Source organism: Candidatus Amarolinea aalborgensis (assembly GCF_900491745.1).
Taxonomy (GTDB): domain Bacteria; phylum Chloroflexota; class Anaerolineae; order SSC4; family Amarolineaceae; genus Amarolinea; species Amarolinea aalborgensis.
Genome location: NZ_UETR01000001.1, coordinates 609,405 through 634,658, shown reverse-complemented (window position 1 = coordinate 634,658; position 25,254 = coordinate 609,405). Strand labels below are relative to the sequence as shown.

The following is a 25,254-nucleotide window of genomic DNA, read 5'->3' as shown; positions in this document are numbered from 1 at the left end:
GACGCCGATGAAGAGCCGCATTAGGGAAATCGGTCAACTGCTCAAGGCGACCTTCGCGGCCTGGAGCCGTCATCACTGCAGCCGCATGGCGGCGGCGCTGGCTTACTACACGGTGTTTGCCGCGGCGCCCTTATTGGTCATTGCGATTGGCGTGGCCGGGCTGGCGCTGGGAACGCAGGCCGCGCAGGGCCAAATCGTGGCGCAGATCGAAGGTCTGATCGGCCATGACAGCGCCAGTCTGATTCAATCGCTGATTTTGAACGCCAGCGAGCCTCGCGCCAACCGCGCGGCAACAATCTTTGGCGTCATCACGCTCATCCTCGGCGCTTCCGGCCTGTTTGCTGAGCTGCAGGGCGCGCTCAACCTGATTTGGGAGACGCCGGCCGCGCCCAACCGCGGTCTGCTCGACCTGGTGATCAATCGCCTGTTTGCATTGGCCCTGGTGCTGGGACTGGGCGGGCTTTTGATTGCTTCGCTCGTCCTCACCAGCGCCTTGGCCGGGTTCGATCGCATCGTGGCAACCATCACACCCAGCACCCTGGCCTTGAGCCAATGGCTCAACCAGGCGGCGACCGTGGCGCTGACTGCCCTACTGTTCGGCGTCATCTTCAAGGTGCTGCCGCGAGTCAAGGCGCCGTGGCGCACCGTGTGGCCGGGTGCGATCCTCACCGCGCTGCTGTTTGCCGTTGGGCGTTATGTCATCAGCCTTTACCTGTCACGCGCCGCGATCACGTCCAGCTTCGGCGCGGCCGGCTCCCTGGTCACACTCCTCCTTTGGGTTTACTACTCCGCGCAGGTCTTCTTCCTGGGCGCCGAGTTCACGCAGGTCTACGCGCAGCGCAAGAAAAGTTGGTCGTCCGTACCTGTTCACTCAGCGTCTCTGGGCGGTTGAAACCGCGGCAGCCATTGCCTGGTCAGTTATCCGTGCGCCGGGCGCACAACCGTGAATGAAAATGGTGCGCAATCCGGCGGATTGCCTCTGTGGCGCCGCAATCCGGCGGATTGCGGCACAGGGCTATTTTCAGGTTTGCCCTCACAAAAAGCCACCAAGGAGTCAAGAGTTTCTTTGTGTCTTGGTGTCTTTGTGTGAGCCATCGGCCTATTTTCAGGTCAGCTGCCCATGCCCCACTGGCACAACGGTGGATGAAAACAGGCAATCCGTGGCGATCCGTGTTCATCCGCGGCCTATTTTCAGGTCAGAGTGGTGTTACCCTTTCGGCTTGCGTCCCTGTTCGCTCCCCCAGAAAGCATCGGCCTCGACGCGGCGCTGTGCGCGCAGCGCCGCAATCATCTCCCATTCTTCGCGATGACGCCGAACGTAGAGCAGCGCCGGTACGCCGAGGATAACGGCCAGCTGCACAACGTAAATCAGCAGCAGGAGCGTTTCGTGGCCGCTGGTGTAATCGCGCACGAGCGCGGCCTCGACGGGACGCGGCGCCTGCGTCAACTCATAACGGCCCGCCGCGGGCGCGGCGAAGCTCATGATTGGCCGGCCGGGCGCCAACGGCGTGTCATAAAACGCCATGCCGCGCGAGATGAATGACACCGGTTGGGACTGCCCCGTGTCCTGGGACTTGACCGCCAGCCAGGGCGGGCCGCCAGCCTCAATGATGAGGTCAGTGGCGGTCAGAAGGTCAATGTCTGCGACATAGACCGCGTAACGGCCGGCCGCCAGGGTCACGGTCGTGGGAGACTGGTTGAGATGAAACGAGATGACTTCCGCACGATGGACCTGGCGGATGATGCCAAGTTGATCAGGCAGGAACAGGAACGTCGCGCCGATAACCTTCACCGCGCTGCCGAGAGACCAGGCGACGAGACAGAGCAGCCCAAGCACCGCGACGCCGATCACGATGGCGCGCACGGTTGTGGGACGATACGTTAATTCAAACATGAAGAATTTTGCTTTCCAGGGGCAGATGAATGCTGTCGTGCAGCCTGGCTCAGGCTAACGACCGGTAGTAGCCATCGCCTTGGGCGACGAAACCCATGCGCTCCAGATAGCTGCGGTGGGCGGCGTTGCCCGCAGTTGCGCAAAGGCGGACGATGCCCTGGGCGCGTAAGCGCGGCGTCTGCTGCTCGTACAGAAAAAGCCCTGGCTTGAGATCCCGATAGCCGGGTGCAACGTAATCCAGCAGCACATTGATCTCACCTGGCGCGCCGGCCCGTCCGATGAAAAGACCCACGGGCACCATATCGCGCAGGACAAACAGAATCAGATCGGATGCGCGGGGCGTGTAGTCGAAATTGGGGAAGAACTGCTGGATGTCCTGGGCATGAAAACGCAAGAACGCAGGCAGATACTTGGATTCCGCGGTGACCTCCAGCAGGGCAAAGTAGGCGCGCGCACGCGCCATCTCGATCAAGTAATAAAGATCAATCAGGACAATGAGGGCGTTGAGCACGGCCACCGGGTAGGCGTGAATCAGGACGCCGTAGATCGAAAAAACCGCCGCGCCAATCAAGTTGACTATGCGCAAACGCAAGACGGAGCGCATCGTCAGCGAAATCGCCACCACAATCGAGGCCACGTAGCCAACCATCTCATAGAAGGTCTGTAGTTCCATCGCATCCTCCTTGCCACGCCCTCATTACATCGAAATAGAGCCTTTGCGAAAATCGGTCTTGCCCAACATCGCGTTGACCAGGACAGGGCGCGTGACCGCGGCCGCAGCGGCCTGCGCCAACGTCTCCGCCGCCAGCTCCGGATCGTCAAGCTTGAAGCCGACCGCGCCCAGGCCTTCCACCACGCGGTGATAGTCGGTTTGCGCCAACACGGTCGCGACGTCGCTGTGCAGCATCTCCACCTGCTCGCGTGCAATCTGCGTCCAGCCGCCGTCGTTGCCCACGACGGCCAGCACGGGGACGTGGTGACGGACCAGGGTGTCGAACTCCATCAGGCTGAAGCCGGCCGCGCCGTCGCCGTAGAGCAGCCAGACATCGGCCGCGGGCCGGCACAGCTTGGCGGCCAGAGCAAAGCCGGCGCCCACGCCCAGTGTGCCGAACGGGCCAGGGTCCAGCCAGGTCAATGGGCCGGGCGGCTGCACGATGTAGGAGGCCGTCGCGACAAAGTCGCCGCCGTCAGCCACGATGATGCTGTCCGCGCCGAGCGCGGCGTTGATCTCCCGGCAGAGGTGCAGCGGATTGATGCCCGCGGACGGCGACTGCGCCTGCACAGCAATCTCCGCGTTGCGCTCACGGTCACGCGCCTGCAGCTGCGCCAGCCAGGGCGCCCAGCGTTCGCCATCTACCTGCTGCGCTGACAACTGGCGCAGGAACGCGCCCGGATCGGCCTGGACGCCGATGTCAGGGCGGCGGTTCTTGGTCAGGTCCTCGCGGCTGCGGTTGACGGCGATGTAGCGGGCGCGGCGGCTGATCTGGTTGCCATAGTCCAGGCGGAAGTCGCACGGCACACCGGCCAGCAGCACCAGGTCCGCCTCCTTGAGGGCTGCGCGGCGCTGGTGACGCACATGCAGCGGATGGTTGCGGCCCAGCAGGCCGCGCGCCATGCCGGACAAATAGATCGGCGCGCCCAGGGCCGTTAACGCCTGCGCCAGGGCCGGGGCCTGGTCAGGCTGCAGCAGGGCCTGGCTGCCCACCAGGATCACCGGGCGCTGCGCCTGCGCCAGTCGGGCGGCCACAGCCGCCACTTGGGCCGGTGCAGGCAGGTCGAGAACCAACGACTGCGCGGGCGGCGCCTCATACGGCCGCTGGCTGCCGGCGAAGAGGCGGTTGACATGCCAGCGCAGATAGGCCTGCACCGCGCGGGCGCCCAGGCTGCGGCCGCCGCGTTGTGCGCCGTACAGCTGGCGCACCATCGGCTCGGCGTAGAGCAAATCAACCGGAAATTCGACAAACACTGGGCCGGGCACGCCGCTCTGCGCCTGCCGAAAGGCCTCATTCAAGGCCGGCCCCACGTCGCGCACGCGGCGCACCGCGGCCGACCATTTGACAACGGTGCGAAAGAGCGACACCTGGTCAATGTCTTGCAGCGCGCCGCGGCCCTTGAGCGCGGTCGGCGCGGCGCCGCCGATCAACACCACAGGCGACTGCGCCATCTGCGCGTTCTTGACCGCGGTCAGCGTGTTGGTGACGCCCGGCCCGGCCGTGACCGCGGCCACGCCGGGGATGCCGGTCAGGCGCGCGGTGGCGTCGGCGGCAAAGACCGCGGTGGCCTCATGGCGCACATCCACCACGCGGATGCCCTGCTGCTGCGCGGCCACCAGGATCGGCGAGATGTGCCCGCCAACCAGCGTATAGAGAAAGGTCACGCCCTGCGCCTTCAGCGCAGCAGCCACAATTTGACCACCGTCCATGGTATCCTGTCCTGTTTGCCAGTGTCCTGCCGTGAATGGCATGAATGGGTTCGCGGGAGGTAAGCGTTCAGAGGAATAGACAGGACGCAGATCAACGCTGGCTGCGCACGCAGATTTAGCGATTTTGCTGGGCAGCCAATGTAGCGCCTGGGACAACGGTTGCAGCACGCGCTGCGTTGCGTTTCTTCTTTGATCCGATCTGCGTTTTTCTGCGTGTATCTGCGTTCAACTCTAGAACCTCGTGAACGGTTACGTTCATTCTAGCACACATCGCAGAGGCTGACAATCAGGCTGAAAACTGGGGTGCATTTCAGAATGGGGGCGGGTCGGGCGATTGAGGCTTCGTCGTGAGCGGCTCGACCGCACGGTTCGACAGGCTCACCGCACGGGGCCTGAGCTTGTCGAAGGCCGCTGCAACCGCTGCCAAGCCCAACCTTTGTGGGCTACGCCGCGAAACTGAAATGCGCCCGCTACGAGCTGCAAGCCCCTGCCAGGCTGTCAGGCCCGATAGGGCCTTTCACCTTGTAGCCCGATCCGTTCACGGTCGGGCGGCGTTGGTTGCGCGCAGGCCATGCGGCCACCAACCCCGCCGGAGGCCAAAGGCCATCCGGCTACGAGGTGCAAGCCCCTCCGGGGCTGCGCCCCCATTCTGAAATGCACCCGAAAACTGGCAGATGCTTGGGATTTTGGCGGGCCTGTGGTAAGATCAAGCACCGGTCAGCATGGCGGTATGATCAAACCCGCAGTAAGTTTGCGGATATGAGGAGATGACATCATGCGCTTCAAGGTGGTGCTTGAACCAAGCGATGAAGGCGGTTTCACCGTCTATATCCCGTCCCTTCCTGGGTGCATCAGCGAAGGCGACACCGTGGAAGAGGCCTTAAAGAATATCGAGGAAGCAGTCGAACTCTACTTAGAACCGGTCGAAGACGATTGGGTGTTTGACGAGCGCGCATTAGTCAAGGAAATCGAGTTGTGAAAGTCCCCAGCCTCTCCTATACCGAAATCATCAAGGCGTTACAGCGAGACGGTTGGATCGTGCTGCGTCAGCGCGGCAGCCATGTTCGTCTTCAGAAGCATCTCGCCGATGAATTGCTTAAGATTACCGTTCCTGCCCATCGCCCTGTCAAGCGATCTACTCTATCTCACATTCTGAAACAGGCTCGGATAGATGTAGACCGCTTTTTAGAGCTGTTGTGACGGTAGACGCCCACCGTGCGGTGGGCGTCTACCGTGATTCACGCAAAAGCAAGCCTGGCGGGCTGCGCTCAGGCCTTGTCTTCCTTGAACAGCTCCTTGATCCCGCCCAGCGCGCCCAGGACGCCTGAGGCCTCGTAGGGCAGGAAGACCTTCGACGCCTGGCCGTTGGCCACCACCTTCAGCGACTCCAGGTACTGGATCGCGATCAGCTTCTCGTCCGGCTTGGCATCCAGGATCGCTTTGTAGACCGCGGTGATGGCGTTGGACTGCCCCGTGGCCTCCACCTCCAGCTTGTAGCGCTGCGCATCGGCCACGCGGCGCACCGCTTCGGCCTGACCCTCGGCTTCCAGAATCCTCGACTGGCGCGAACCCTCGGCCTCCAGGATCTTCGACTGGCGCATGCCTTCGGCTTCCAGGATCACCGCGCGCTTTTCACGCTCGGCCTTCATCTGGCGGTGCATGGCCTGCGTCACGTCGGCCGGGGGATCAATGCGCTTGATTTCCACACGCACGATGCGCACGCCCCATTTGTCGGTCGCATCGTCGAGCACCTCGCGCAGCTTGGTGTTGATCGTCTCGCGTGAGGTCAGCGCCTGGTCCAATTCCATCTCGCCAACCACGTTACGCAGGTTGGTCTGCGCCAGCTTGGTCGCCGCCTGGTAGAAGTCGGCCACGTTGTAGACCAGCTTCACCGGGTCGGTCGCCTCGTAGTAGACGATGGCGTCCACCGTGACCACCACGTTGTCCTTCGTGATCACTTCCTGCGGCGGCACGTCCACCACCTGCTCGCGCATGTCCACCTTGCGGATGGCATCAATAAACGGCACGATGATCGTCAGGCCGGGAGACGCCGTGCGCGTATAGCGTCCCAACCGTTCCACCACACCCTTTTGATAGGGCGACACAATCCGAATTCCCAGCACAGCCACCACAAAGATGAAGAACGCCAGGAATATCAAAAACAAGACACCACCCATGATAGAACCTCCGTTTCAAACCCCAATCGTAACTACTCAGCCTGCCCCGGCATCGGATGAATCCGACGCCTGATACCCCGGAAACCCGCTGAAGCGGGTTGGGGTCGGCGTTTCGAACTTGCTTCAGCAGGTTTTCGCCATTTCAGCCGCCGATTTCAATCGGCGGCGACGGATGGCTGAGTAGTTACCCCCAAATCTTCAATCTTGAATCCTTATTTCTCACTCCGCGGGCTTGACCTGTAGCCGCGTCCCCACGACCCCTGTGACTTCGACGACCGCGCCGACGGGGATTGTCTGGCCGGTGATCGAATCGGCCCGCCACTCCTCGCGCTCCACGCGCACGCGGCCGGTCGCGGACACCGGCTCAATTGCCTCCAGGACGACCGCGCGCTTGTGCAGCACGCGGTCAATGCCCACGCCCTGCGCCTGCTGGCCGGTGACCCGATCGGCGAAGCGGCGCGAGAGCAGCACCGCGACCGTCGAAACTCCGATGAAGGTCACGAGCTGCCAGGGCAGGTCGAGGCCCACGAAGGCCATCAAGGCCGCGGCCGCAGCGCCAACCCCAAACGCAGCGAGCACAAAACCGGCCGTGAACAGCTCGGCCAGGAAGAAGAAGACGGCAATGCCCAACCATACCCAACGCACCATCTCCATAGGAACCTCCTCAATCGGACCCAATCACGCCCATTATACCAAAAACGAGCCATTCTTGCCCGACAATGACCTGACGCCCAACGGGCGCGCGCAGGCCGCGGCGTTACCGTTCAGCGAAGCATCGCCTCAAACCGACGAGAAGAGGTGGACGCAGATAAACGCTGATGAACGCAGATGTCTCGAAAAATCTGCGTGCGCAGCCCGCGTGCATCTGCGTTCGCAATCGTGCTCTGTTGGTCAGGAATTTCGCTCGTCAAGGATTTCAGGGCGATTTACGTTCGGGATAGGCGCAGAGGGCCGGATCCAGCAGGCACGCGGCCAGGGCCGTGCATGTCCCGCACGGTCACCGGCAGCAACAGGGGGCATAGGCAGACGCGCCGACGCCGATGAGCAGGGCGTAACCGTGGGTAGATTGATCAGGCATCACAATCACCTCCGCGGGTGATTGGCTCAGCTGAACGCACTGGCGCTGATCCAAGCCACATGTTGGGATAGGTCAGTCATCGCAATCCCTGGTTCGGTCGAGTGATTAGGCCAATCACCTGGCATCGCTGCACAAAGCACGGCTCAGACAACAACTGGGATGGTGCTCAACTCCTGGCGACGCTCATCCAGGGTCCGGATCATTTGCTGAACCAGCCGGACCGCAGCCTCTGTGAAAAGAGGCTCCTGGCACTGTTCGCAAACCAGGGCAGGCACATCATCAATGATCAGGTGATAGCCATGGCGGTTGATGGTATAACTGGTCTTTCCAGCCCTCAACTCGCCCTGGCAATGGGGACAGTTCATGGTTGGCCTCCTTTAGTTTCGCTTTTTTCGTGCTTTCCAATCGGTTTCCCAACGGTGCCCATCAGGGAGGTACACCGTAATGATGACCAGGAACTCTTTGGCGAACACACGACGTGAATCGGCCGTTTACTTTGTATCAGCAGTTGGTCTGCACTGATATTATAGCATCCAGGCCATAGACATCAAAGGAACCAGGCGTATCACGGGCATTCCACCTGTGTAGCACACAGTCAACCACACAGAACACATGCGGGGGTCGGTGAACACAAAGAAACGGCCGATCAGGCGCAAATCGGCAGCTTTTCTGCGTTCTTTGCGTTCTTTGTGATCTCTGTGGTCAAAAACCCAATGGGCGGCCACACAGGGCCGCCCCTACCGCAGGACATGCCATGGGTCAACGCTGGACAACAATTCAGTTCTTGTTGCGGCTCAGCGTCTTCGTGGCTTTGCGTTAAGTTCGTCAACATGCCTGGGGTTTGAAACATGCCGAACACGTTCGGCGCTCCAAAGGCTCGGTTGGTTCAGCCCTCTTTGCGGCTTGGCATCTCTGCGGCTTTGCGTTAGGTTCTTCATATCCCTGGGGTTTCAAACATGCCGAACACGTTCGGCGCTCCAGTGTCTCGGCCGGTTCAGCGGTTGGTTTCGCGGCGGCGCAGGAGTTCGGTGCCCATGACGAGGAGTAAGGAGAAGGCGCCGAGGACGAGCGCGGCGCTGTACGCGCCGACGTATTGGCGCTCTTCGAGCGCGCGGTAGATAAAGAGGGTAGCGGTTTCGGTGCGCCCCTGCACGCCGCCGCCCACGACGAGCACCGCGCCAAATTCGCCCAGGGCGCGGGCGAAGGTCAAGGTGATGCCGTAGATGAAACCCCAGCGCAGCGCGGGCAGCGTGACCCGCCAGAAGGTCTGCCAGCCGCTGGCGCCCAGGGTCGCGGCCGCCAGCTCCTGCTGCACACCGAACGCTTCCAGCACCGGCATCAACTCGCGCACCATGAACGGCAGGGTGACGAAGAGCGTCGCCAGGATCATGCCAGGCAGGGCAAAGACCACCTTGATGTGCAGGGCGGCGAGGATCGGCGCCAGCGGGCCGTTGCGGCCAAACAGAATCAGGAGCATGTAGCCAACGACCACCGGCGAGATGGCAAAGGGCATGTCCAGCAGCGCGTTGAGGATGCGCCGCCCGCGGAAGCGCTGGCGCACGAGGACCCAGGCCGTCGCCGTGCCGCAGGTCGCATGCACGACGACCGTCACCAGGCTGATGAGCAGCGTGCGCTGAAAGGCCGAGAGCACGTCCGGTTGGCGCAGCGCGGCTGCGATCGCGCCCAGTCCTTCGGCCAGCGCGCCGGAGATCAGCGCGCCGATCGGCGCGAGGATGAGCACGCCCACGTACGCGATCACAATGCCGATCAGCAGCCGTCGCCGCCATCTACTTTGTTGAACCATCAGACCCCACTCCACGTCAGAACTCGTCTTGCACGCCGCTGTTCAGCCGCCGAATGAATTCGGGGCGAAGGGGCGTTCCGCCACAAGGTCGGCCTGGCGCCGACCAGCATCGCGTCCACGAAGGTGAACGCCCGGCGGTACGCACCTCAGGCGCGATTTCAATCGCTCAGGATGATGACGTCCGGCGCTGCCTCTGCAGCAGCTCGACCAAGCCAATCAAGGCCAGGGCAATGATCAGCATGACCACGGACATGGCGCTGGCGCCCAGGCGGTTCTCCGACTCAACCTCGCCGAGGACATACACGGCCGCAGTCTGGGAGTAGAAGGGGATGTTGCCAGCCACGATGACGATCGCGCCAAACTCGCCAATCGCGCGCGCAAAGCTGAGCAGCGCGCCGCTGGTCAGCGGGGCCAGCAGCGGCGGCAGGGTGACGCGGCGGAAGATCGTCCACGCGCCCGCGCCCAGCGTGGCCGCGGCATCTTCCGTCGCCCGGTCCAGGTCGAGTAGCACCGGCTGTACGGTGCGCACGACGAAGGGAAAAGTGATGAAGAGCAGCGCCAGGATGATCCCAGGGGGCGCAAAGATGATGCGCCACCCCAGGGTTTGATCGAGCCAGGCGCCGAGCGCCTGCTGCGGGCCGTAGAGCACGACGAGCATGACGCCGGTTACCAGGGTGGGGATCGCCAGGGGCAAATCCACCAGCGCGTTGAGCACGGCCTTGCCGGGAAAATCGTAGCGCACCAGGACGTACGCGGTCAGCGTGCCCATGATCGTGTTGATGACCACCATCACCGCGGCCGTCCACAGGGTCAGCATGAGCGCGTGCCAGGCGAGGGGCAGCGTCACCTGGCGCAGCAGCCCGCTCACCCCCGCGCGCAGGCCATCTTGGGTGATGACAAGCACCGGGATGACGAGCAGCAGGCCCAGGTAGGTCAGCGTCAGGCTGCGCAGGGCGAATTTTCCGCGGTTGAACATGGTCAGGTTGACCTTCTGGCTGTGATGGTCTATTTCCCCAGCGCGCCGATGGCCTTGGTGTAGAGGCCGTTTTCGCCAAAGAAGCGCGGCGTGGCCTGCTCCCAACCGCCCAGATCCTGGATGGTAAATAGATCAGCCACCGGCGGGTAGCGGTCGGCCGTGGCCTTCGCCACCTCCGCGTCCACCGAACGCAAGCCGTACTGGGCAAAGATCTCCTGCGCTGGCTTGGTGAACAAGAAGTTGACAAAGGCCGTGGCCGCGGCGCGCGTGCCGTGCTTGTCCGCGTACGTATCCACCACGGCCACCGGGTTCTCGATCAGAATCGAAGACCGCGGAATGACCATCTCATAGGTCTGTCCGCTCTGTTGACCGACGAGCACCTCGTTTTCATAGGTGATCGCAACATCGCCCACGCCCTTTTCGAAATTGGTGATGCTCTCGCGCGCGCCCTTGTCCATGACGGTCACGTTTTTCAACACCGTCGTCAGGAAGGCCGACGCCGCGGCCTCGTCATTGGCCGGCACGCCGTCAACCTTACCGCGCAGGGCCGCGCCATACAAGGCGAGAATGTTCCACATCGCGCCGCCGCTCGTCTTCGGGTTCGGCGTCAGGATTTGCACGCCCGGCCTGGCCAGATCGGCCCAATCCTTGATCTGCTTGGGATTGCCCTTGCGCACGGCAAAAACCACCACCGAGGTGCTGACAATGCCTTTGGTCGGATTGTCTTTCCAGTCATGCGTGATCAAGCCGGCCTGGGCGATGCGGGTGACATCGGCCTCCAGCGAGAGCGCGGTCACATCGGCCTCGAAGCCTTCCACGATCGCGCGCGATTGCGCGCCGGAGCCGAGGTACGACTCCTCGAACGTGACCGCCTGGCCCTTCTCCTGCTGCCACTGCGCCTTGAACAGCGGAATCAGCTTGCCGTACGCCTCGCGCGGCGTCGTGTACGCGCCCAGGATCAGGGTGAGCGCTGACGGGCTGCCGGCGGGCGTCGAGGCCCCCTGAGCCGGCGCGCCGGGCGCGGCTGCGGGCGCTCCACACGCCGCCAGGACAACGAGCGCAGCGAGTATCACGCTGCTGTGAATGATGCGACGAAACATCGTTACCTCCAGATAGGTCAAAGTGCAAAGTGCATAGTACAAAGTGCGGAACGCTGCCTGCGAAAATCTCCGGTCTCCGGTCTCCAATCTCCGCTCTCTCCTCTACAACTCCTTCGCGTTCGAGCGCACAATCAGAACGGGGCAATCCTGGGCGATCTTGATCAGTTGGCCGACCACGCCGTCCAGGGCAATATGACCTTCGCGATCGGGCAGCGGAGAACCGACAACGAGCAGGTCGTAGGCGCCGCTGCTCCATTCTTCTTGCACCTGCGCCGCGACCGGACCGGCGCGCAGGCGGCTTTGTGCGGGCACACCGAGCAGTTCGAGGGTATTGATGCTGCCGGCCAGGAAGCGTTCTGCCCGTTCCTGCCACAAGGCTTGATCGCCTGTCTCCGGCAAGACGGTCAGCACGGTGGCTTGCGCGCCCAAGTGACGTACGAGGCGCCCGGCGAAGAGCACGTCATCCTTGCCTGGCGCGCCGGCGCTCACGCAGATGAGCGCGCGCGTGGGCGTTGGTTGGGGCTTGGAGATCAACAGCACGTGGTGCTCGCCGATTTGCAGCAGCGCCTCGGCCAGTTCCAATCCGTCCTGCGGCTGGTAGCCTGTCAGCACCAGGTCATACGGCTGGCGCTCGGTTTCACGGGCGACGGCCGTGGCCGGTGCATCCAACGTCGCGCGCATGTCGAGCGCCGCGAGACCGCTGCCCAACTGCTCCTTGGCGCTTTGCAGATGGCGCTGCAGCGCCTCGCCCTTCAGGCCGTAGCCCAGGAGCGTTGTGCGCGCGTGGGCCAGGCGCGCCATCTGGCCGCCTAGGGCCAGCGTGGCCTGCGTGGCTGGCGAGCCATCGGTGAGCATCAGGAAACTGAGGCCTGGGTGCGCGAGGGCATGCACGCGGCGCACGCCGACCCACACCTTTTGACCGGGGCGCAGCGGGAACTGCTCGGCCTGCTGCTGCGGCCGCGTCGCCTCCACCAGGACGGCATCTTCGCCGAAGGCCACGGGCGGCGCAATCGGCCGCACGCCCTGGATGGGCGGCAGGCGCAGGCGCAGGCGCTCGAACGAACCGGCGAAGACAGCCAGCTCCACTTCGCCCTGCCCCAAGGCAGGAAAGGACGACGCTCCATCGGCCAGCGCGAGTTCTTGCGCGCTGTTGGTCAAGGTGACATCTTCAGGCCGAAAGAGCACCTGCACGCGTTCGGTCTCACTGATGGCGCCGAGTACGGCGGGCAGGGGAAAGTGATGCGGGCCGACCTCGACGCCGTCCGCCACGCGGCGGCCCACGAGCAGATTGGCCGTGCCCAGGAAGGTCGCGACAAATTCGGTCTGCGGATGGCGGTACAAATCGTCGGGCGCGCCCACCTCAAGCAGACGGCCGAAATTCATCACACCGAGACGGTCGGCCAGCTCGAAGGCCTCCTCCTGATCGTGCGTCACCAGGATCGCGGTGATGCCGAGTTCACGTTGAATCGTGCGCAAGGTGCGGCGCAGTTCGGTGCGGATCTTGGCATCCAACGCGCCCAGCGGCTCATCGAGCAGGAGCACCTCGGGTCGGTGCGCCAGCGCGCGCGCCAGGGCCACGCGCTGCTGCTGCCCGCCGGAGAGCTGGCGGGGCATGCGATTGCCCAAGCCGGCCAGGCCGACCAGTTCCAGCAGTTCATCACGCCGCCGGCGGCGTTCGATGGCCGACACCTTGCGAATGCTGAGGCCAAATTCGATGTTGTCCGCCACGGACATGTGCTGAAAGAGGGCGTAGTTCTGAAAAACGAAACCGACTCGGCGCCCCTGCGGAGGCACGGTGGTGACGTCACGGCCATGCAGCAGAATGCGGCCGTAGTCAATGCTGGCCAGGCCAGCAATCATGTTGAGCACGGTGGTCTTGCCGCTGCCGCTGGAGCCAAGCATGACAAAGAATTCGCCGTCCGCAATCTCCAGCGACACGTTGTTGACCACCGGGTGGCCGTCGTAGCGTTTGGTCAGGTTTTCCAGGACAATGGACACAAACAATCTCCCCAGGATACGTCACCATTCAGGTCAGTCTACGCGTACGGCGTGACAGGCGGCGTGAGAAGGGCGTGACAAGGCTGTGACATCATCCCCTTGCGCAGGCTGGCTTCCCAGGTAGGTCACGCCTCCGGCGTGACGACGTCGTCAGCCGCAGCGTTCGCTTATGTGTGACCACGTTGTCCCGCCATGAGGCCGGACCTACTGGCTGCGCGGTTGTACGGCGGGCAAGCCGATTTCGCTCTTTGCGATGTGGGGTCCTTACGCGGCAGGCCTGCGCAAGGTTGGGCGGCCGCGGCTGCCAACCCTCGCAGGGGTGCGTGGACATCGCAGCGCCGACCTGTGACGAAGTTGTGTGACTCTGAGTACGTTTTTTCGCCGCAGCCCTGCGAGGGGGATCCCCTTGCGCAGGCTGGCTGCACGATAGACCGTCGGGCAAGCCGATTATGTTCTCGATGGCGAAGGTGCCATACCCGGCTGGTTTGCGCCCGGGTTGACCGCTTGCTCGGTTGCCAATGGCAAGGACTCGCTCGAAGACACACCCCTGGTTTGTACGAGAAACCAGGGGCGTGAGAGCGCTACATCAATTCACGGGAAGTCCCAGGTAGTTACCTGACTGGAAGCGCCCGACATAGGAGCGACCAGCGACCAGAGGTGCAGAGCGAACGGCCCCACAAGGTCGCCGTGGCCGAAAAACTGCGCAAGCGCACCGCGGTCGGCGCGCCCACGCAGACTTCGGGGCTGTAGGCGCTCCACCATTCGTTGGCAAAATAGAAAATGGGCCGCGCCGTGAACGTTCGCACAACGAAACAATAGAGATTGGCGGGCGGCAGATCAGCGGCCCCATAATGGTCGGTCGCCCTGTCAGGCGTCGTGCCATGCACCACATAAGGCCCGCCGGGCCTTGTGGCATAGCTCACCTCATAGAAGCCCTCCTCCCACCATAGGTGCAGAATCGGCGTCCAGGTCAGGGTCACGCTTCGGCTGGCGACCAGGGTGGCCTGCACATGGCTCGGCGGCACCGTCTGGGTGTACTCCCACCCCGGATCCACCGTGTTGAGCCACGCAATCACCGTTGGATCGGTGGGCGTCACCATGTTGTAGTCCACACCGACCCATGACAAGTACGGCGGCTGCATCAGTTCAGCCGGAACCTCGCCCGACAACTGATTGTCGCTTAGTTCGAGTCCGAGCAGACTGCTCATGTTGCCCAGTTCGGACGGGATCGAGCCGCTCAAGTGATTACTGGATAAATCCAGGTATTGAACCTGCGTCAGCTTGCCCAGTTCTGGTGAGATCGGCCCGCTCAAGTGATTGGTGCCCAGGGAGAGGTATTCCAGGTTGGTCAGATTTCCGAATGTGGCCGGAATGGCGCCCTGCAGCTGGTTACGATAGAGCGAAAGTTGGCGCAGGTTATGCAGATTGCCCAGTTCGGGGGGAATCTCTCCGCTCAGAAAGCACAACTCGATGGCCATGTCCTCAAGGAGAGACAGGTTGCCCAGGGTCGGCGGTAGCGGACCGCTCAGCTCGTTCTCGGATAGCTGAAGCAACTGCAAGTTCGATAGGTTGCCTAATTCAGGCGGAATTGTCCCGCCCAAATGACTACTAAATATTCTCAGGCGATTGAGATTCGTCAAGTTGCCCAGGGTGGGCGGCATGCTGCCAGTGATGTTGTTGTAGCTCAAGTCGAGCACATACAATCCGCTCAGATTGCCCAATTCTGGCGCAATAAAACCTTGTAGGCCCCTTCCCGCTAGATTGAGCAAGCCGACGCGCCCATTGACACAGGTTACTCCACCCCAGGCACAAGGAGTGTTCGTCTGTTGCCAACCTGCAGCAAGGCCCCACTGCGCCCCGTTCGTGCTGTTGTACAAAGCCACGAGCGCCTGACAATCGGCAAGCGGAATCTGCGTCACATCCATACATGAGAAATCGTGCGGCGTTGCCTCAGAAGGTACATCACCCGCATGGGCAAGCCCTACCGTGACCAGGAGCACCGCCAGGCATGAGATCGCGACCGCGATGATCTTGATCGCGAATCGCCCTTGCTCCGTGTTGTTCGTATCTGTCATCATCGGCCTCCATGACCTCTCAATAGCGATTGATTCGATTACTCGATGAACGCAAGCAGAAGTGGGAAAGCGAAATCAACACGGTGGGAATCCTGTGTGTCCAATCTGTGCGGAAACAAAAAAGCCGCTTCAATGCCAGGTGAACGACCAGCATTTGCAGCGACCTCCGGGACTCTTTCACCGCTGTCAGGGTCACAGCACGACAAAAGAAACAAACCAGGAAACTATCACCATTCTACTTGATCCGCCAACCGCGCGCTATGACACGCATCATCCTGATGCCATGCGCGCAGGGGTCACGGAACATCAGCGCATTGCTTGTGGCCGCGTCGCCCGCATCTGAGGTCGTCATCTTGCCGCAGCCCTGCGAGGGGGCGACATCCCCTTGCGCAGGCTGGCTGCTCCATCCAGTGCCGAGCAAGCCAAGATCGCCCTCATCGACACGGGATCCTTACCCGGCAGGCCTGCGCAAGGTTGGGCGGCCGCGGCTGGCAACCCTCGCAGGGGTCACGGAACATCACAGCGTTGACTTGTGAGAGCGCCATGCACCTCTGAGTGCGTCATCGCGCCGCAGCCCTGCGAGGGGCATCCCCTTGCGCAGGCTGGCTTCCCTCGTAGGTCACGCCTCCGGCGTGACAACGTCGTCAGCCGCAGCGTTCGCTTTTCTGTGACGACGTTGTCCGGCCAGGAGGCCGGACCCCCTGGCTGCGCGCTCCTACGGCGGGCAAACCGGCGACGTCCTCGCCGGCGCAAGCTCCTTCCCCGGCGAGCCTGCGCAAGGTTGGCCGATTTCTCCCCTGCCAACCCTCGCAGGGGCCAGTGGACATCACTGCGTTGGCTTGTGAGCGCGTTGCGCGCCTCTGAGGTTGCCGTTCTGTCGCAGCCCTGCGAGGGGATGAGTTTAGGTGTTGGTCTTGAGGCCGTAGCCGAGGCCGGGGATGGTTTCGATGAGGGTGGGGTGGGCGGGGTCTGGCTCGATGCGCGCGCGCAGGCGGCGCACCAGTTGGCGCAGCATGTCGCGGTCGCCGCCTTCCGGACCCCAGACCTGGTCAATGATCGTCTCGCTGGGCAGAATCTGTCCGGCGTTGGTCATCAGCAGATCGAGAAGACGGCCTTCGAGGGGCGTAAGCGTGACTGGTGCGCCGTCGTCGCGGCGCACTTCCCGCCGACTGCTGTCAAAGGAGAGGCTGCCCGCTTGACGCACAGCCGGCGCCAGCGTTTTGCCCGCGCGGCGCAGCACGGTCAGGCTGCGCGCCACCAGTTGGCGGGGGCTGAACGGCTTGGCCATGTAATCATCCGCGCCCAGGTTAAGGCCGCGGACGATGTCATCTTCCTTGTCGCGCACGGTCAGCATGATGATGGGCGTCGCGGCCACGGCGCGGATGCGCCGGCAGACGGTGAAGCCGTCCACCCTGGGCAGGTTGACATCCAGGATGATCAAATCAGGTTGCTCTGCCTCCCAACGACGCAGCGCGACCTCCCCGTCGAAAGCCTGGATGACATCGAAGCCGGCGCGACGCAGGGCAAAGGCCGTCAGGTCGGCCAGGACGCGATCATCATCCACGATCAGCGCTTTCATCAGGTTTGACCGGCGATGGGGATACTGATCCAAAAAGCTGCGCCGCCGGCGGCCTGGTTTTCCACGCCAACCTGGCCGCCTTGTGCTTCGATGATGGCCTTGACCAGGGAAAGCCCCAAGCCCACGCCGTACTGCGCAGGCTCAGCCTCATTGTCGCTGCGCTGGAAACGGCGAAAGACATCTTGCACCTGGTCGGCAGGGATGCCCGGCCCCTGGTCGCACACGCTGAGGCGCGCGTACTCGCCAGCATCCTCCACACGAATCGTGATCGTGCTGGCCTCTGGACTGTATTTGCTGGCGTTGGAGAGCAGATTGACCAGAGCCTGCACGGTGCGTTTGGCATCGGCGCGGACGGTCAGCGGACTGACTGCAGGGATCACCTCGAGGCGCTGCTGGCGCTTTTCCAGCAGCGGCTGCATCCATTGCGCGGCCTCAGCGACGATTGCGGACAGATCGGTGGGATGTGGATAGACCCGGAAGCGCCCGGCCTCGATGCTGGCGCCCTCCAACAGGTTGTCCACCAGGGCTTGCAGCGCCAGGCTGCCCAGGTGCAGGGCGTTGAGCAGTTCCTGCAGCTCGGCTGCGCTCAGATCAGGCGCCTGATCGAGCAGCAGCTCGATGGACGCGGTGAGAGCGGCCAGCGGCGTGCGGAATTCGTGCGCAATGTTCGCCAGGAAATGGCCGAGCAGGCGGTGCATGGCCTCCTCATCGCTGATGTCACGGAATACCAGCGCCACGCGCGCGGCGCCTGACTCCGGCGGCGCCAGCCGCGCGCCGGTCACACTCAGGGTGGCCGTGCGCTCATTGGCCAGGCGCACGTTGAGTTTGATGCGCTGCCCAGGCGCGGGGATCGCGCGCGTGAATGGGGTGCTGCTTTCCGCCAGGCGAAACACGTCATCGCACGCGCGGCCTTCCACATCGTAACGCGACCAGCCGCTGATGCGCTCTGCGCCGGGGCTGAAGAAAATGATGCGTCCGCGTCCATCCAACGTGACGATGCCCTCGACAATCGCTTCCAGCAGGTTATCGCGCCAGGCCTTCTCCTGGCGTAGATCCGCCAGGGTGTGCTGCAGCTCGCGGCCGGACGTTTCCAACGCCTGCGCCACCTGCGCGACTTCGCGCACGCGCATATCCGCGGCCAGGGATTGATCCAGCGTGCCCTGGCTCAAAGCGGCCGCCGCGTCGGCCAGGCGCACCAACGGCCGGCTGATGCGCCGGGCCACGATCGCGCCCAGCAGCGAACCAATGAGCGCCACCGCCAGAATGCCGCCCAGAAGCGTGCGCGCCAGCCGTTGTTGGGTCGTCACCAGGCCCGTCACGTCGAGCGCCACCTCGGCTGTCAGGCCGGTGTTCGCGTCCGCGCTCAACGGCAGGCGCTCCGCGTAGAAATGGCGGTTGGCCCAATCGAAGGTCGTGCGTGACGCGGCCGCGCCGCTGGTCGCGGCGCCGCGGGCGATGGCGGCCCAGCCCGCAGCGTCGCCAGGCAGCGTGCTGACCAGCGGTCGCGCGGCCCACAGCAGCGTGTGCTCCAGACCGGTCTGATCGCGCAGCTGCGCAGCGAAGGCTGCGGATAGGCGTACTCCGACGATCACCTGCGGCGGCGCGGCATCGGGAAGGCCCTCGACAGGTTGGGTGTCGAGCAGCCACAGGGCCTGGTTGCCATCGGCCGTGAGGGCCAACCAGCCGTCGCGGGGCGCCTGGCAGGCGTCTGGCGGCAGCGGGTCGCCAACCTGGGCCAGGGGGCGGCCCGCGGCCGTACACACCAATAGGACATCGAGGTCCGCGCCGGTCTGCAGCGTGCGCAGGTAATCGGTCAGCGCGGCGCGGTCGGCCGACGCCAGCAGGCCACGCAAGGTGGGGCGCTGCGCAGTCAGGAGGGCCAGGTTATGGACTTCGGTCTGGCGCGCCGCGTAGAGCGCCTGGGTGGCCTGACGCCCTTGCTCCACCTGGGTCCACGCCTGGCGTTCCAGTTGGCCGCGGATGAGCCACAGGGCTGGCAGACCAACCGCCAGGTTGATCAACAGCGCCAGCCCCACGAAACTCAGAATGAGCTGGACGGGCAGGCGGTCATAGTGGGCAAGTAGGCGTTGCATGGGGTGATTATAACATCCGGCTTCGCATCCTGTCCAGAGGATGATTGGAGATTGGAGATGGCAGATTGCAGGGGGAGGATTTTTCATGTGGAGTTTTTTGCGGTATGGTACGGATGTGTCAAGAAAGAACTTCCCGTTCTTTCCGATCTCTTGTTAAGCGGGAATGGAGAACAACCGATTGATGAGGCTTATGACGCTGCCGATAGGGCGGCTTGGGCGCAGAGTGAACCGAGGGAGGAAACGCCGATGAACAGAATCAACGAGACGCTGACCGCAGTGGCCGGGCTGCGCGTGGGCCATGCCCATGACGCGGAGGCATTGACCGGCTGCACGGTCATTCTGTGTGAAGCAGGCGCGGTGGGCGGCGTGGATCAGCGCGGAGGTGCGCCGGGCACGCGCGAGACGGATCTGCTGCGCCCTATGCACCTGGTGGAGCAGGTGCATGCGATTGTCCTGGCCGGCGGCTCGGCCTTTGGGCTGGATGCGGCCAGCGGAGTGATGCGGTACCTGGCCGGCCGCGGGGTCGGCTTCGAAACGCCGGTGGCGCGCGTGCCCATCGTGGCTGCCGCTGTACTGTTTGATTTGGGAATCGGCCGCGCAGACGTGCGGCCCGACGCGGAGATGGGGTATGAAGCGTGCCTGCAGGCGACGGATGCGCCGGTGGTGCAAGGGCGCGTCGGCGTGGGCATTGGCGCCACCGCGGGCAAGATCGCGGGCATGGCGCACGCCACACGCACCGGGTTAGGAAGCGTCAGCGTAACCCTGGACAATGGTCTGGTCGTCGGCGCGCTGGCGGCGGTCAATCCGTTTGGCGACGTCGTAGATCCAGCGACCGGCCAGATCGTGGCGGGCGTCCAGCCGCCGGCGGCCGGACGCAGCGGCGACACCCTGGCGCTGATGCAGCTTGCCGCCAATTCCGCCGTGGGGCCGGCTGTTGGCTCGACGCCTTTTGCCCACAACACGGTGATCGGCGTCGTGGCAACGAACGCCCGCCTGAGCAAGGAGCAGGTGAACAAGGTCGCGCAGATGGCGCACGACGGCCTGGCGCGCAGCATTCGCCCGGCGCATACGATGTTCGATGGCGATACGATTTTCGCGCTGGCCGCCGGCGACATGGCGGCGGATGTCAATCTGGTGGGCGCGCTGGCGGCCGAGGTGTTTGCGCAAGCTGTTGTGGCTGGCGCACGGAACCAAGCCAGCCAGTTGCCCATGCGCTGAGCGCGCAACCGCGAATGAATGCAGACCATTTATGGCGATCCGTGTTCATCCGCGGCTTACTTTCAGATCGGTACTCACACAAAGGCACAAAGGTGTCGGGAGCTTCTTGGCGTCTTGGTGTCTTTGTGTGAGCCATCGGACCATTCACAGGTCAGGCGCGCATCAGCACGGCCAGGATCAATTGCACCAGTAAGATCTTGCTAATCAACGCAATCGGGTAGACCGCAGCGTAGCCGATGTTCGGCAGCTCATCGCCCGACTGCTGCTGGGCAAAACCGAGGGCCGCCGGCTGCGTTTGCAGCCCGGCTGCCATACCGATCAGCAGCCCCATTGGAATCTTGAAAACGGTGCGGCCAATCCACAGCGTGAGGAAAGCAATCAGCATGGTGAGCAAGGCGCCGGCGATGAAGATCGTCAGGCCGCCGCCCTGCTGCATGGTGCTGACGAAGGCATAGCCGGAACGGGTGCCGACGCCGGCTAGAAAGAGCACCAGGCCGAGTTGGCGAAGGGTCAGGTTGGCGTTGTAGGAGAGGTTCCAGACCAGCGGGCCGGTGTGGTCAATCGCGCCCAGGATCAGCGCGGCAATCAGCGGACCGCCGGCAATGCCCAAGCGTAAGGTCACGCCGCCGGGCAGTGGAATGGGAAGCATGCCGAGCAAAATTCCGAGCGCCAGGCCCAGGTTGAAGGGCAAAATCTCAATCTCGCTCAGGGCTTTGTACGAATCGCCAAAGAACTTACTGATCGCTTCCATGTTCTCGCGGCGCACCACGACGCGCACGCGATCGCCCAGTTCCAGAACCAGGTCATCCTGGGCCAGCAGTTCAAGGTCGCCGCGGCGCACGCGCGTCACCACGGCGCCAAACTGCTGCGGCAGGTTGAGATCACGCAGGCGCTGACCGGCGACGTGCGGCTTGGAAACGAAGATGCGCCGAAAGTCATATTCGCCGCGGTCAAGCTCCAGATGCTCCTCGCTGACCGGGCCAAGAGCCGCGGCCACCTTGTCCAATTCCTCGGTCGTGCCTACGATGCTGACCAGGTCGTCGCGCTGCAAGGGAGCGTCCGATGCGGCAATGGCCAATTTTCCCCCACGCCGCAGCCGTCCAAACACGACATCCCAATGGTGGCGCTGCTGCAGTTCGGCGATCGTGGCGCCAATTGCAGCCTCTTGCGTCACCTGGATCGTACGGTTGGACAGCCGACGGCTGGTGGCAGCCACATCGCGCACCCGGCTGGCCTCGGCCACATAGTCAATCTTCCACACACGCTGCATGATGGCAATGACGAGAATGACGCCAATGACACCCATCGGATAGGTAATTGAAAAGCCGACGACTGGCTCAGCCAGGATCTGCTGCACCACCGCCGGGGACGCCGCGCTCTTGATATATTCGAGTGAAGCAGCCAGCGCGGCCGTGTTGGTGAACCCACCGGTGAACATGCCGGAGATCACGGCCGGGGTCAGCCGCAGCGCACTGCCGACCACCATCACCAGGATGGTGGCGAGGATCAACATACCCAGGATGAACAGATTGTCGCGCAGGCCGCGGCGGCGAAACGAGGCAAAGAATTGACGGCCGCTGCTCAGTCCCACGGTGTAGACAAAGACCACGAGCCCCAATTGGTACACCAACTCGGGCAGCTTCATGTCTGGGTGCAGCGCGCCGAACGCCAGGCCAACGAACAGCACCGCGGCCACGCCCAGGCTGCTGCCGCCGATCTTGATGCTGCCCAGGGCATAACCAATGGCGCCAACCAGGAAAAGCAAGAGTAGAGGATTGGCAAGTAGAATATCAATCATAAGACCCAACCTGTGTGAAGAATGACACGTGCAGAGAACATGATACGCCCTACAAACGCTTTTGTCAATGCGTCTGGCCGCACAAAGTAGCGGTCTGCCCGATTTCATGGTAAACTGATGTAGCCCATCAGATCGAGCTTGCGTGTCGTTCATCTTGTGTGGCTGCTCAGGCATCCTGCGCCGACTGCAGCCGCCGCCGAATGAATTCGGGGCGCAAGGGCGTTCCGCCGCCAGGACTTCGGCGAGCTCAGTCGAGCCGTCAGCCTGCGCTGACCGGCCTCGCGTCCAAGCAGGTTGACCCCCCGGCGGTGCGCCCCTCAGGCGCGATTTCGATCACTCCCTTGCAACAGCGTTTAAGGCGAAGGCGCAGCCATGCAAACAATGGTGGTAGACATGGATGTCTCGAAGATCGCGCTCACGCGTGTGCTGAGCCGCCTGACGCCTGCCGCCTACTTTGCCCCCACCGCTCCCCTACGCCTGCTCACCCTACCTGATCCTCCCTTGCCCCAGCCCGACTGGGTGCGTGTGCGCAATCGCTTGTGCGGCATTTGCGGCAGCGACCTGCACCAGATTTTCCTCGACGCCAGCCTCGACGTCGCGCCCGTGGCGCTGCCCTCGCACCGCCGCATTTACCTGGGCCACGAAATGGTCGGCGATGTCATCGAAGCCGGTCCAGCCCAGACCGCATGGCGTCCGGGCGACCGCGTGGTGCGCTGGGGACGCGCGGATGATTGCGCGGCCCGCGGCCTGGCTGATCGCTGTCCAGCGTGCGCGCGGGGGCACCGCGTGCTGTGTATGCGAGCGTCCGAGCCGCGCAGCCATCATCCTATCGGCGGCGGCTTCGGCGACACCTTCATCACCCCAGCCAGCACCCTGGTCCGCGTCCCAGACGCAGTGCGCGATGAGCAAGCCATCTTCACCGAGCCGGCCGCCGTGGCCATCCACGCGGCCTGGCGCTGCCTGCCCCAACCTGGTCAGCATGTGCTGGTGCTCGGCGTCGGCACGATTGGCTTCCTGCTCATCCAGGTCTTACGCGCCGTGCAAGCGCAAGCCAAGATCAGCGCCGTGGCCGAGTTTCCCTGGCAGGCTGACCTGGCGCGCGCATGCGGCGTGGATCACGTTTTCCTGGCGCATGCCGATGGTTACGCTGAGGCCGCAGCCCTCACCGGCGCGCGTCTGTATCACGGCCGCGGCGGCAACCGCATGCTGATGGGCGGTTTCGACACGGTCTTCGATGTCGTCGGCATTCCCGCCACGCTCACGAATGCCCTGCGTTGGACCCAGGCCCGCGGCACGGTGGTGTTGGTTGGCGTCAATCTGCACCGCATGCGGGTGGACCTGACCCCGGTCTGGCACCAGGAAGTGAATCTCCTGGGCGCGGTGGGGCATGACATCGTCGTCTGGCAGGGCGAAGAGATCTCCACCTTTGAGCTGGCGCTGCGCTGGATGCAGAGCGGCCGCCTGCGCACCGATCCCCTGTTGACGCACCGCTTCCCCCTCCACGCCTTCCGCCAGGCATTTGCCACGGCCGTGGATAAACGCCAGGCGCGTTCGATCAAGGTTGCGTTCGAGGAGCTGGCAACGGCCGCGCCATAACGCAATGCGCTGGATTGTCTGTGCAACAAGAGCCGTCGAGTAGAAAGGAGCTTTGCTGATGAGTGCTGTGAGCAAACCGTTGTCCACCAGCCGCGAACGCTGGGCCTGGTACCTGTACGACTTCGCCAACTCGTCGTACGCCGCCGTGGTTCTGTTGGCCGTCTACTCCGCCTACTTCAAGAACGAAGTCGTGGGCGGCGCCGAGGGGTCGCGACTGTGGGGTCTTTCCATCTCCGTCGCCATGATCGTCGTCGCCGTGCTCTCGCCCATTTTCGGCGCAATCGCCGATTTCTCCGCCAGCAAGAAGCGCTTCTTGTTCATCTTCACCTCCATCGCGTGCGCGTTCACCAGTCTGCTCTTCTTCGTGCAGAAGGGCGACATCCTCATGGGCATGGTTTTCTTCATCCTGGCGGAAATCGGCTACCGCAGCGCGCAGGTCTTCTACAACGCGCTGTTGACCGAAATCGCAGCGCCGGCCGAAATTGGCCGCATCTCTGGCACCGGCTGGGCGATCGGCTCCGCAGGCGGCGTCGTCATCCTGCTCATCATCCTACCCCTGATCGTGTTCATCAAAGGCGCTTTCATCGTGCGCGTCTCCCTGGTCATCACTGGGCTTTTCTTCGCGCTCTTCGCCGTGCCCATTTTCCTGTGGCTGCGCGAGCGCGGCACGGCGCAGCCGCTCCCCGCCGGCGAAACTTACTTCAGCATGGCCCTGCACCAGTTGCAGCGCACCATCCGCACCGCGCGCCAGTTTCGCGAGTTCCTCAAGTTCATGCTGGCGGTGCTGCTGTACGATGACGGCATCATCATGGCGCTCGACTTTGCCGCCATCATTGGCGCGGTTCTCTTCGGCATGAACCAAACCATGCTCATCGTCTTTGTCATCATCGTGCAAATCACCAACGTCATCGGCGCGTACATCTTCGGCATCCTGGCTGACCGCTACGGCTGTAAGCGCACGCTGACCCTGTCCATCATCATGATGATTCTGATCGTCATCTGGCTTTATTTCAACCAGACGCAGACGGGCTTCCTGGTCATCGGCGCATTTGCCGGCATCGCCATGGCTGGCGTGCAGTCGGTCAGCCGCACGATGGTTGGCGTGCTGACGCCCCCGGCCCAGAGCGGCGAGTTCTACGGCTTCTTTTCGATTGTCGGCCGCACCTCGTCCTTCATCGGGCCGGCCGTCTACGGCTGGCTGGCGGCCGAAGCCGCGCTCTGGTATGAGCGGCAGGGCGTTGCCGTGACCAGCGCGGAACAGATGGGTCAGCGCATTGCCATTCTGTCCATCGCGGTTTTCCTGGCCGCCGGCCTCTTTGTCCTGCGTTTTGTCAACGAAGAGCGCGGCCGCGCCACCGCGGCGGCGCACGGCGCTTAGCCAAAAAATAGCTTGATGGCTCACACAAAGACACCAAGTCACGAAGGAGCTCTCGACACCGTGGTGGC

The 25,254-nt window shown here is 63.4% G+C and carries 20 protein-coding genes; 6 read left to right on the top strand and 14 right to left on the bottom strand.

The window, feature by feature from the left end:
• Window positions 1-7 precede the first annotated feature (7 nt).
• Window positions 8-892: a YihY/virulence factor BrkB family protein gene (locus ACPQ6D_RS02690; RefSeq protein ID WP_423222735.1), complete on the top strand. Its 885-nt coding sequence runs from the start codon at window positions 8-10 to the stop codon at window positions 890-892.
• Between the two features lie 315 nt (window positions 893-1,207).
• On the opposite strand, the gene ACPQ6D_RS02685 is transcribed toward ACPQ6D_RS02690, so the two are convergent.
• The 3 genes from ACPQ6D_RS02685 to ACPQ6D_RS02675 are packed head-to-tail and all read right to left on the bottom strand — an operon-like array spanning window position 1,208 to window position 4,316.
• Window positions 1,208-1,894 carry a hypothetical protein gene (locus ACPQ6D_RS02685; RefSeq protein ID WP_423222734.1) on the bottom strand — a complete coding sequence of 229 codons (687 nt, stop codon included), beginning with the start codon at window positions 1,892-1,894 and terminating at the stop codon, window positions 1,208-1,210.
• A gap of 49 nt (window positions 1,895-1,943) precedes the next feature.
• Complete coding sequence (locus ACPQ6D_RS02680; RefSeq protein ID WP_423222733.1) at window positions 1,944-2,567, bottom strand: hypothetical protein; 624 nt, start codon at window positions 2,565-2,567, stop codon at window positions 1,944-1,946.
• A gap of 24 nt (window positions 2,568-2,591) precedes the next feature.
• Window positions 2,592-4,316 (bottom strand): thiamine pyrophosphate-binding protein, encoded by a 1,725-nt coding sequence (locus ACPQ6D_RS02675; RefSeq protein WP_423222732.1) that lies wholly within the window; start codon window positions 4,314-4,316, stop codon window positions 2,592-2,594.
• 775 nt (window positions 4,317-5,091) lie between these two features.
• On the opposite strand from ACPQ6D_RS02675, the gene ACPQ6D_RS02670 reads away from it, so the two are divergent.
• Window positions 5,092-5,295, top strand: coding sequence for a type II toxin-antitoxin system HicB family antitoxin (locus ACPQ6D_RS02670; protein WP_423222731.1), 204 nt, complete (start codon window positions 5,092-5,094; stop codon window positions 5,293-5,295).
• Window positions 5,292-5,516, top strand: a complete 225-nt coding sequence (locus tag ACPQ6D_RS02665; RefSeq protein WP_423222730.1) for a type II toxin-antitoxin system HicA family toxin — start codon at window positions 5,292-5,294, stop codon at window positions 5,514-5,516. Before ACPQ6D_RS02670 ends, ACPQ6D_RS02665 begins: the two co-directional genes overlap by 4 nt.
• Before the next feature lie 68 nt (window positions 5,517-5,584).
• On the opposite strand, the gene ACPQ6D_RS02660 is transcribed toward ACPQ6D_RS02665, so the two are convergent.
• The 10 genes from ACPQ6D_RS02660 to ACPQ6D_RS02615 form a co-directional block, all read right to left on the bottom strand.
• Window positions 5,585-6,493 (bottom strand): SPFH domain-containing protein, encoded by a 909-nt coding sequence (locus ACPQ6D_RS02660; RefSeq protein WP_423222729.1) that lies wholly within the window; start codon window positions 6,491-6,493, stop codon window positions 5,585-5,587.
• A gap of 219 nt (window positions 6,494-6,712) precedes the next feature.
• Window positions 6,713-7,147: an NfeD family protein gene (locus ACPQ6D_RS02655; RefSeq protein ID WP_423222728.1), complete on the bottom strand. Its 435-nt coding sequence runs from the start codon at window positions 7,145-7,147 to the stop codon at window positions 6,713-6,715.
• Between the two features lie 567 nt (window positions 7,148-7,714).
• Entirely contained in the window at window positions 7,715-7,936 is a 222-nt protein-coding gene (locus ACPQ6D_RS02650; protein WP_423222727.1) for a YgiT-type zinc finger protein, read from the bottom strand.
• 629 nt (window positions 7,937-8,565) lie between these two features.
• Complete coding sequence (modB, locus tag ACPQ6D_RS02645) at window positions 8,566-9,375, bottom strand: molybdate ABC transporter permease subunit (RefSeq protein WP_423222726.1); 810 nt, start codon at window positions 9,373-9,375, stop codon at window positions 8,566-8,568.
• Between the two features lie 166 nt (window positions 9,376-9,541).
• Window positions 9,542-10,351 (bottom strand): sulfate ABC transporter permease subunit CysT, encoded by an 810-nt coding sequence (gene cysT / locus ACPQ6D_RS02640; protein ID WP_423222725.1) that lies wholly within the window; start codon window positions 10,349-10,351, stop codon window positions 9,542-9,544.
• 29 nt (window positions 10,352-10,380) lie between these two features.
• Window positions 10,381-11,451, bottom strand: a complete 1,071-nt coding sequence (locus ACPQ6D_RS02635) for a sulfate ABC transporter substrate-binding protein (RefSeq protein WP_423222724.1) — start codon at window positions 11,449-11,451, stop codon at window positions 10,381-10,383.
• Between the two features lie 102 nt (window positions 11,452-11,553).
• Window positions 11,554-13,449, bottom strand: coding sequence for an ATP-binding cassette domain-containing protein (locus ACPQ6D_RS02630; protein ID WP_423222723.1), 1,896 nt, complete (start codon window positions 13,447-13,449; stop codon window positions 11,554-11,556).
• Between the two features lie 611 nt (window positions 13,450-14,060).
• Complete coding sequence (locus ACPQ6D_RS02625) at window positions 14,061-15,527, bottom strand: hypothetical protein (RefSeq protein ID WP_423222722.1); 1,467 nt, start codon at window positions 15,525-15,527, stop codon at window positions 14,061-14,063.
• Window positions 15,528-16,425: 898 nt separating this feature from the next.
• Complete coding sequence (locus tag ACPQ6D_RS02620; protein ID WP_423222721.1) at window positions 16,426-17,103, bottom strand: response regulator transcription factor; 678 nt, start codon at window positions 17,101-17,103, stop codon at window positions 16,426-16,428.
• Window positions 17,103-19,196 (bottom strand): sensor histidine kinase, encoded by a 2,094-nt coding sequence (locus ACPQ6D_RS02615; RefSeq protein WP_423222720.1) that lies wholly within the window; start codon window positions 19,194-19,196, stop codon window positions 17,103-17,105. Before ACPQ6D_RS02615 ends, ACPQ6D_RS02620 begins: the two co-directional genes overlap by 1 nt.
• 246 nt (window positions 19,197-19,442) lie before the next feature.
• Between ACPQ6D_RS02615 and ACPQ6D_RS02610 the strand changes: the two genes are divergently transcribed.
• Complete coding sequence (locus ACPQ6D_RS02610) at window positions 19,443-20,414, top strand: P1 family peptidase (RefSeq protein WP_423222719.1); 972 nt, start codon at window positions 19,443-19,445, stop codon at window positions 20,412-20,414.
• 151 nt (window positions 20,415-20,565) lie between these two features.
• On the opposite strand, the gene ACPQ6D_RS02605 is transcribed toward ACPQ6D_RS02610, so the two are convergent.
• Window positions 20,566-22,212: an aspartate:alanine exchanger family transporter gene (locus ACPQ6D_RS02605; protein WP_423222718.1), complete on the bottom strand. Its 1,647-nt coding sequence runs from the start codon at window positions 22,210-22,212 to the stop codon at window positions 20,566-20,568.
• A gap of 372 nt (window positions 22,213-22,584) precedes the next feature.
• On the opposite strand from ACPQ6D_RS02605, the gene ACPQ6D_RS02600 reads away from it, so the two are divergent.
• Window positions 22,585-23,808: a zinc-dependent alcohol dehydrogenase gene (locus ACPQ6D_RS02600; RefSeq protein ID WP_423222717.1), complete on the top strand. Its 1,224-nt coding sequence runs from the start codon at window positions 22,585-22,587 to the stop codon at window positions 23,806-23,808.
• Window positions 23,809-23,866: 58 nt separating this feature from the next.
• Window positions 23,867-25,186, top strand: coding sequence for an MFS transporter (locus ACPQ6D_RS02595; protein ID WP_423222716.1), 1,320 nt, complete (start codon window positions 23,867-23,869; stop codon window positions 25,184-25,186).
• Window positions 25,187-25,254 lie beyond the last annotated feature (68 nt).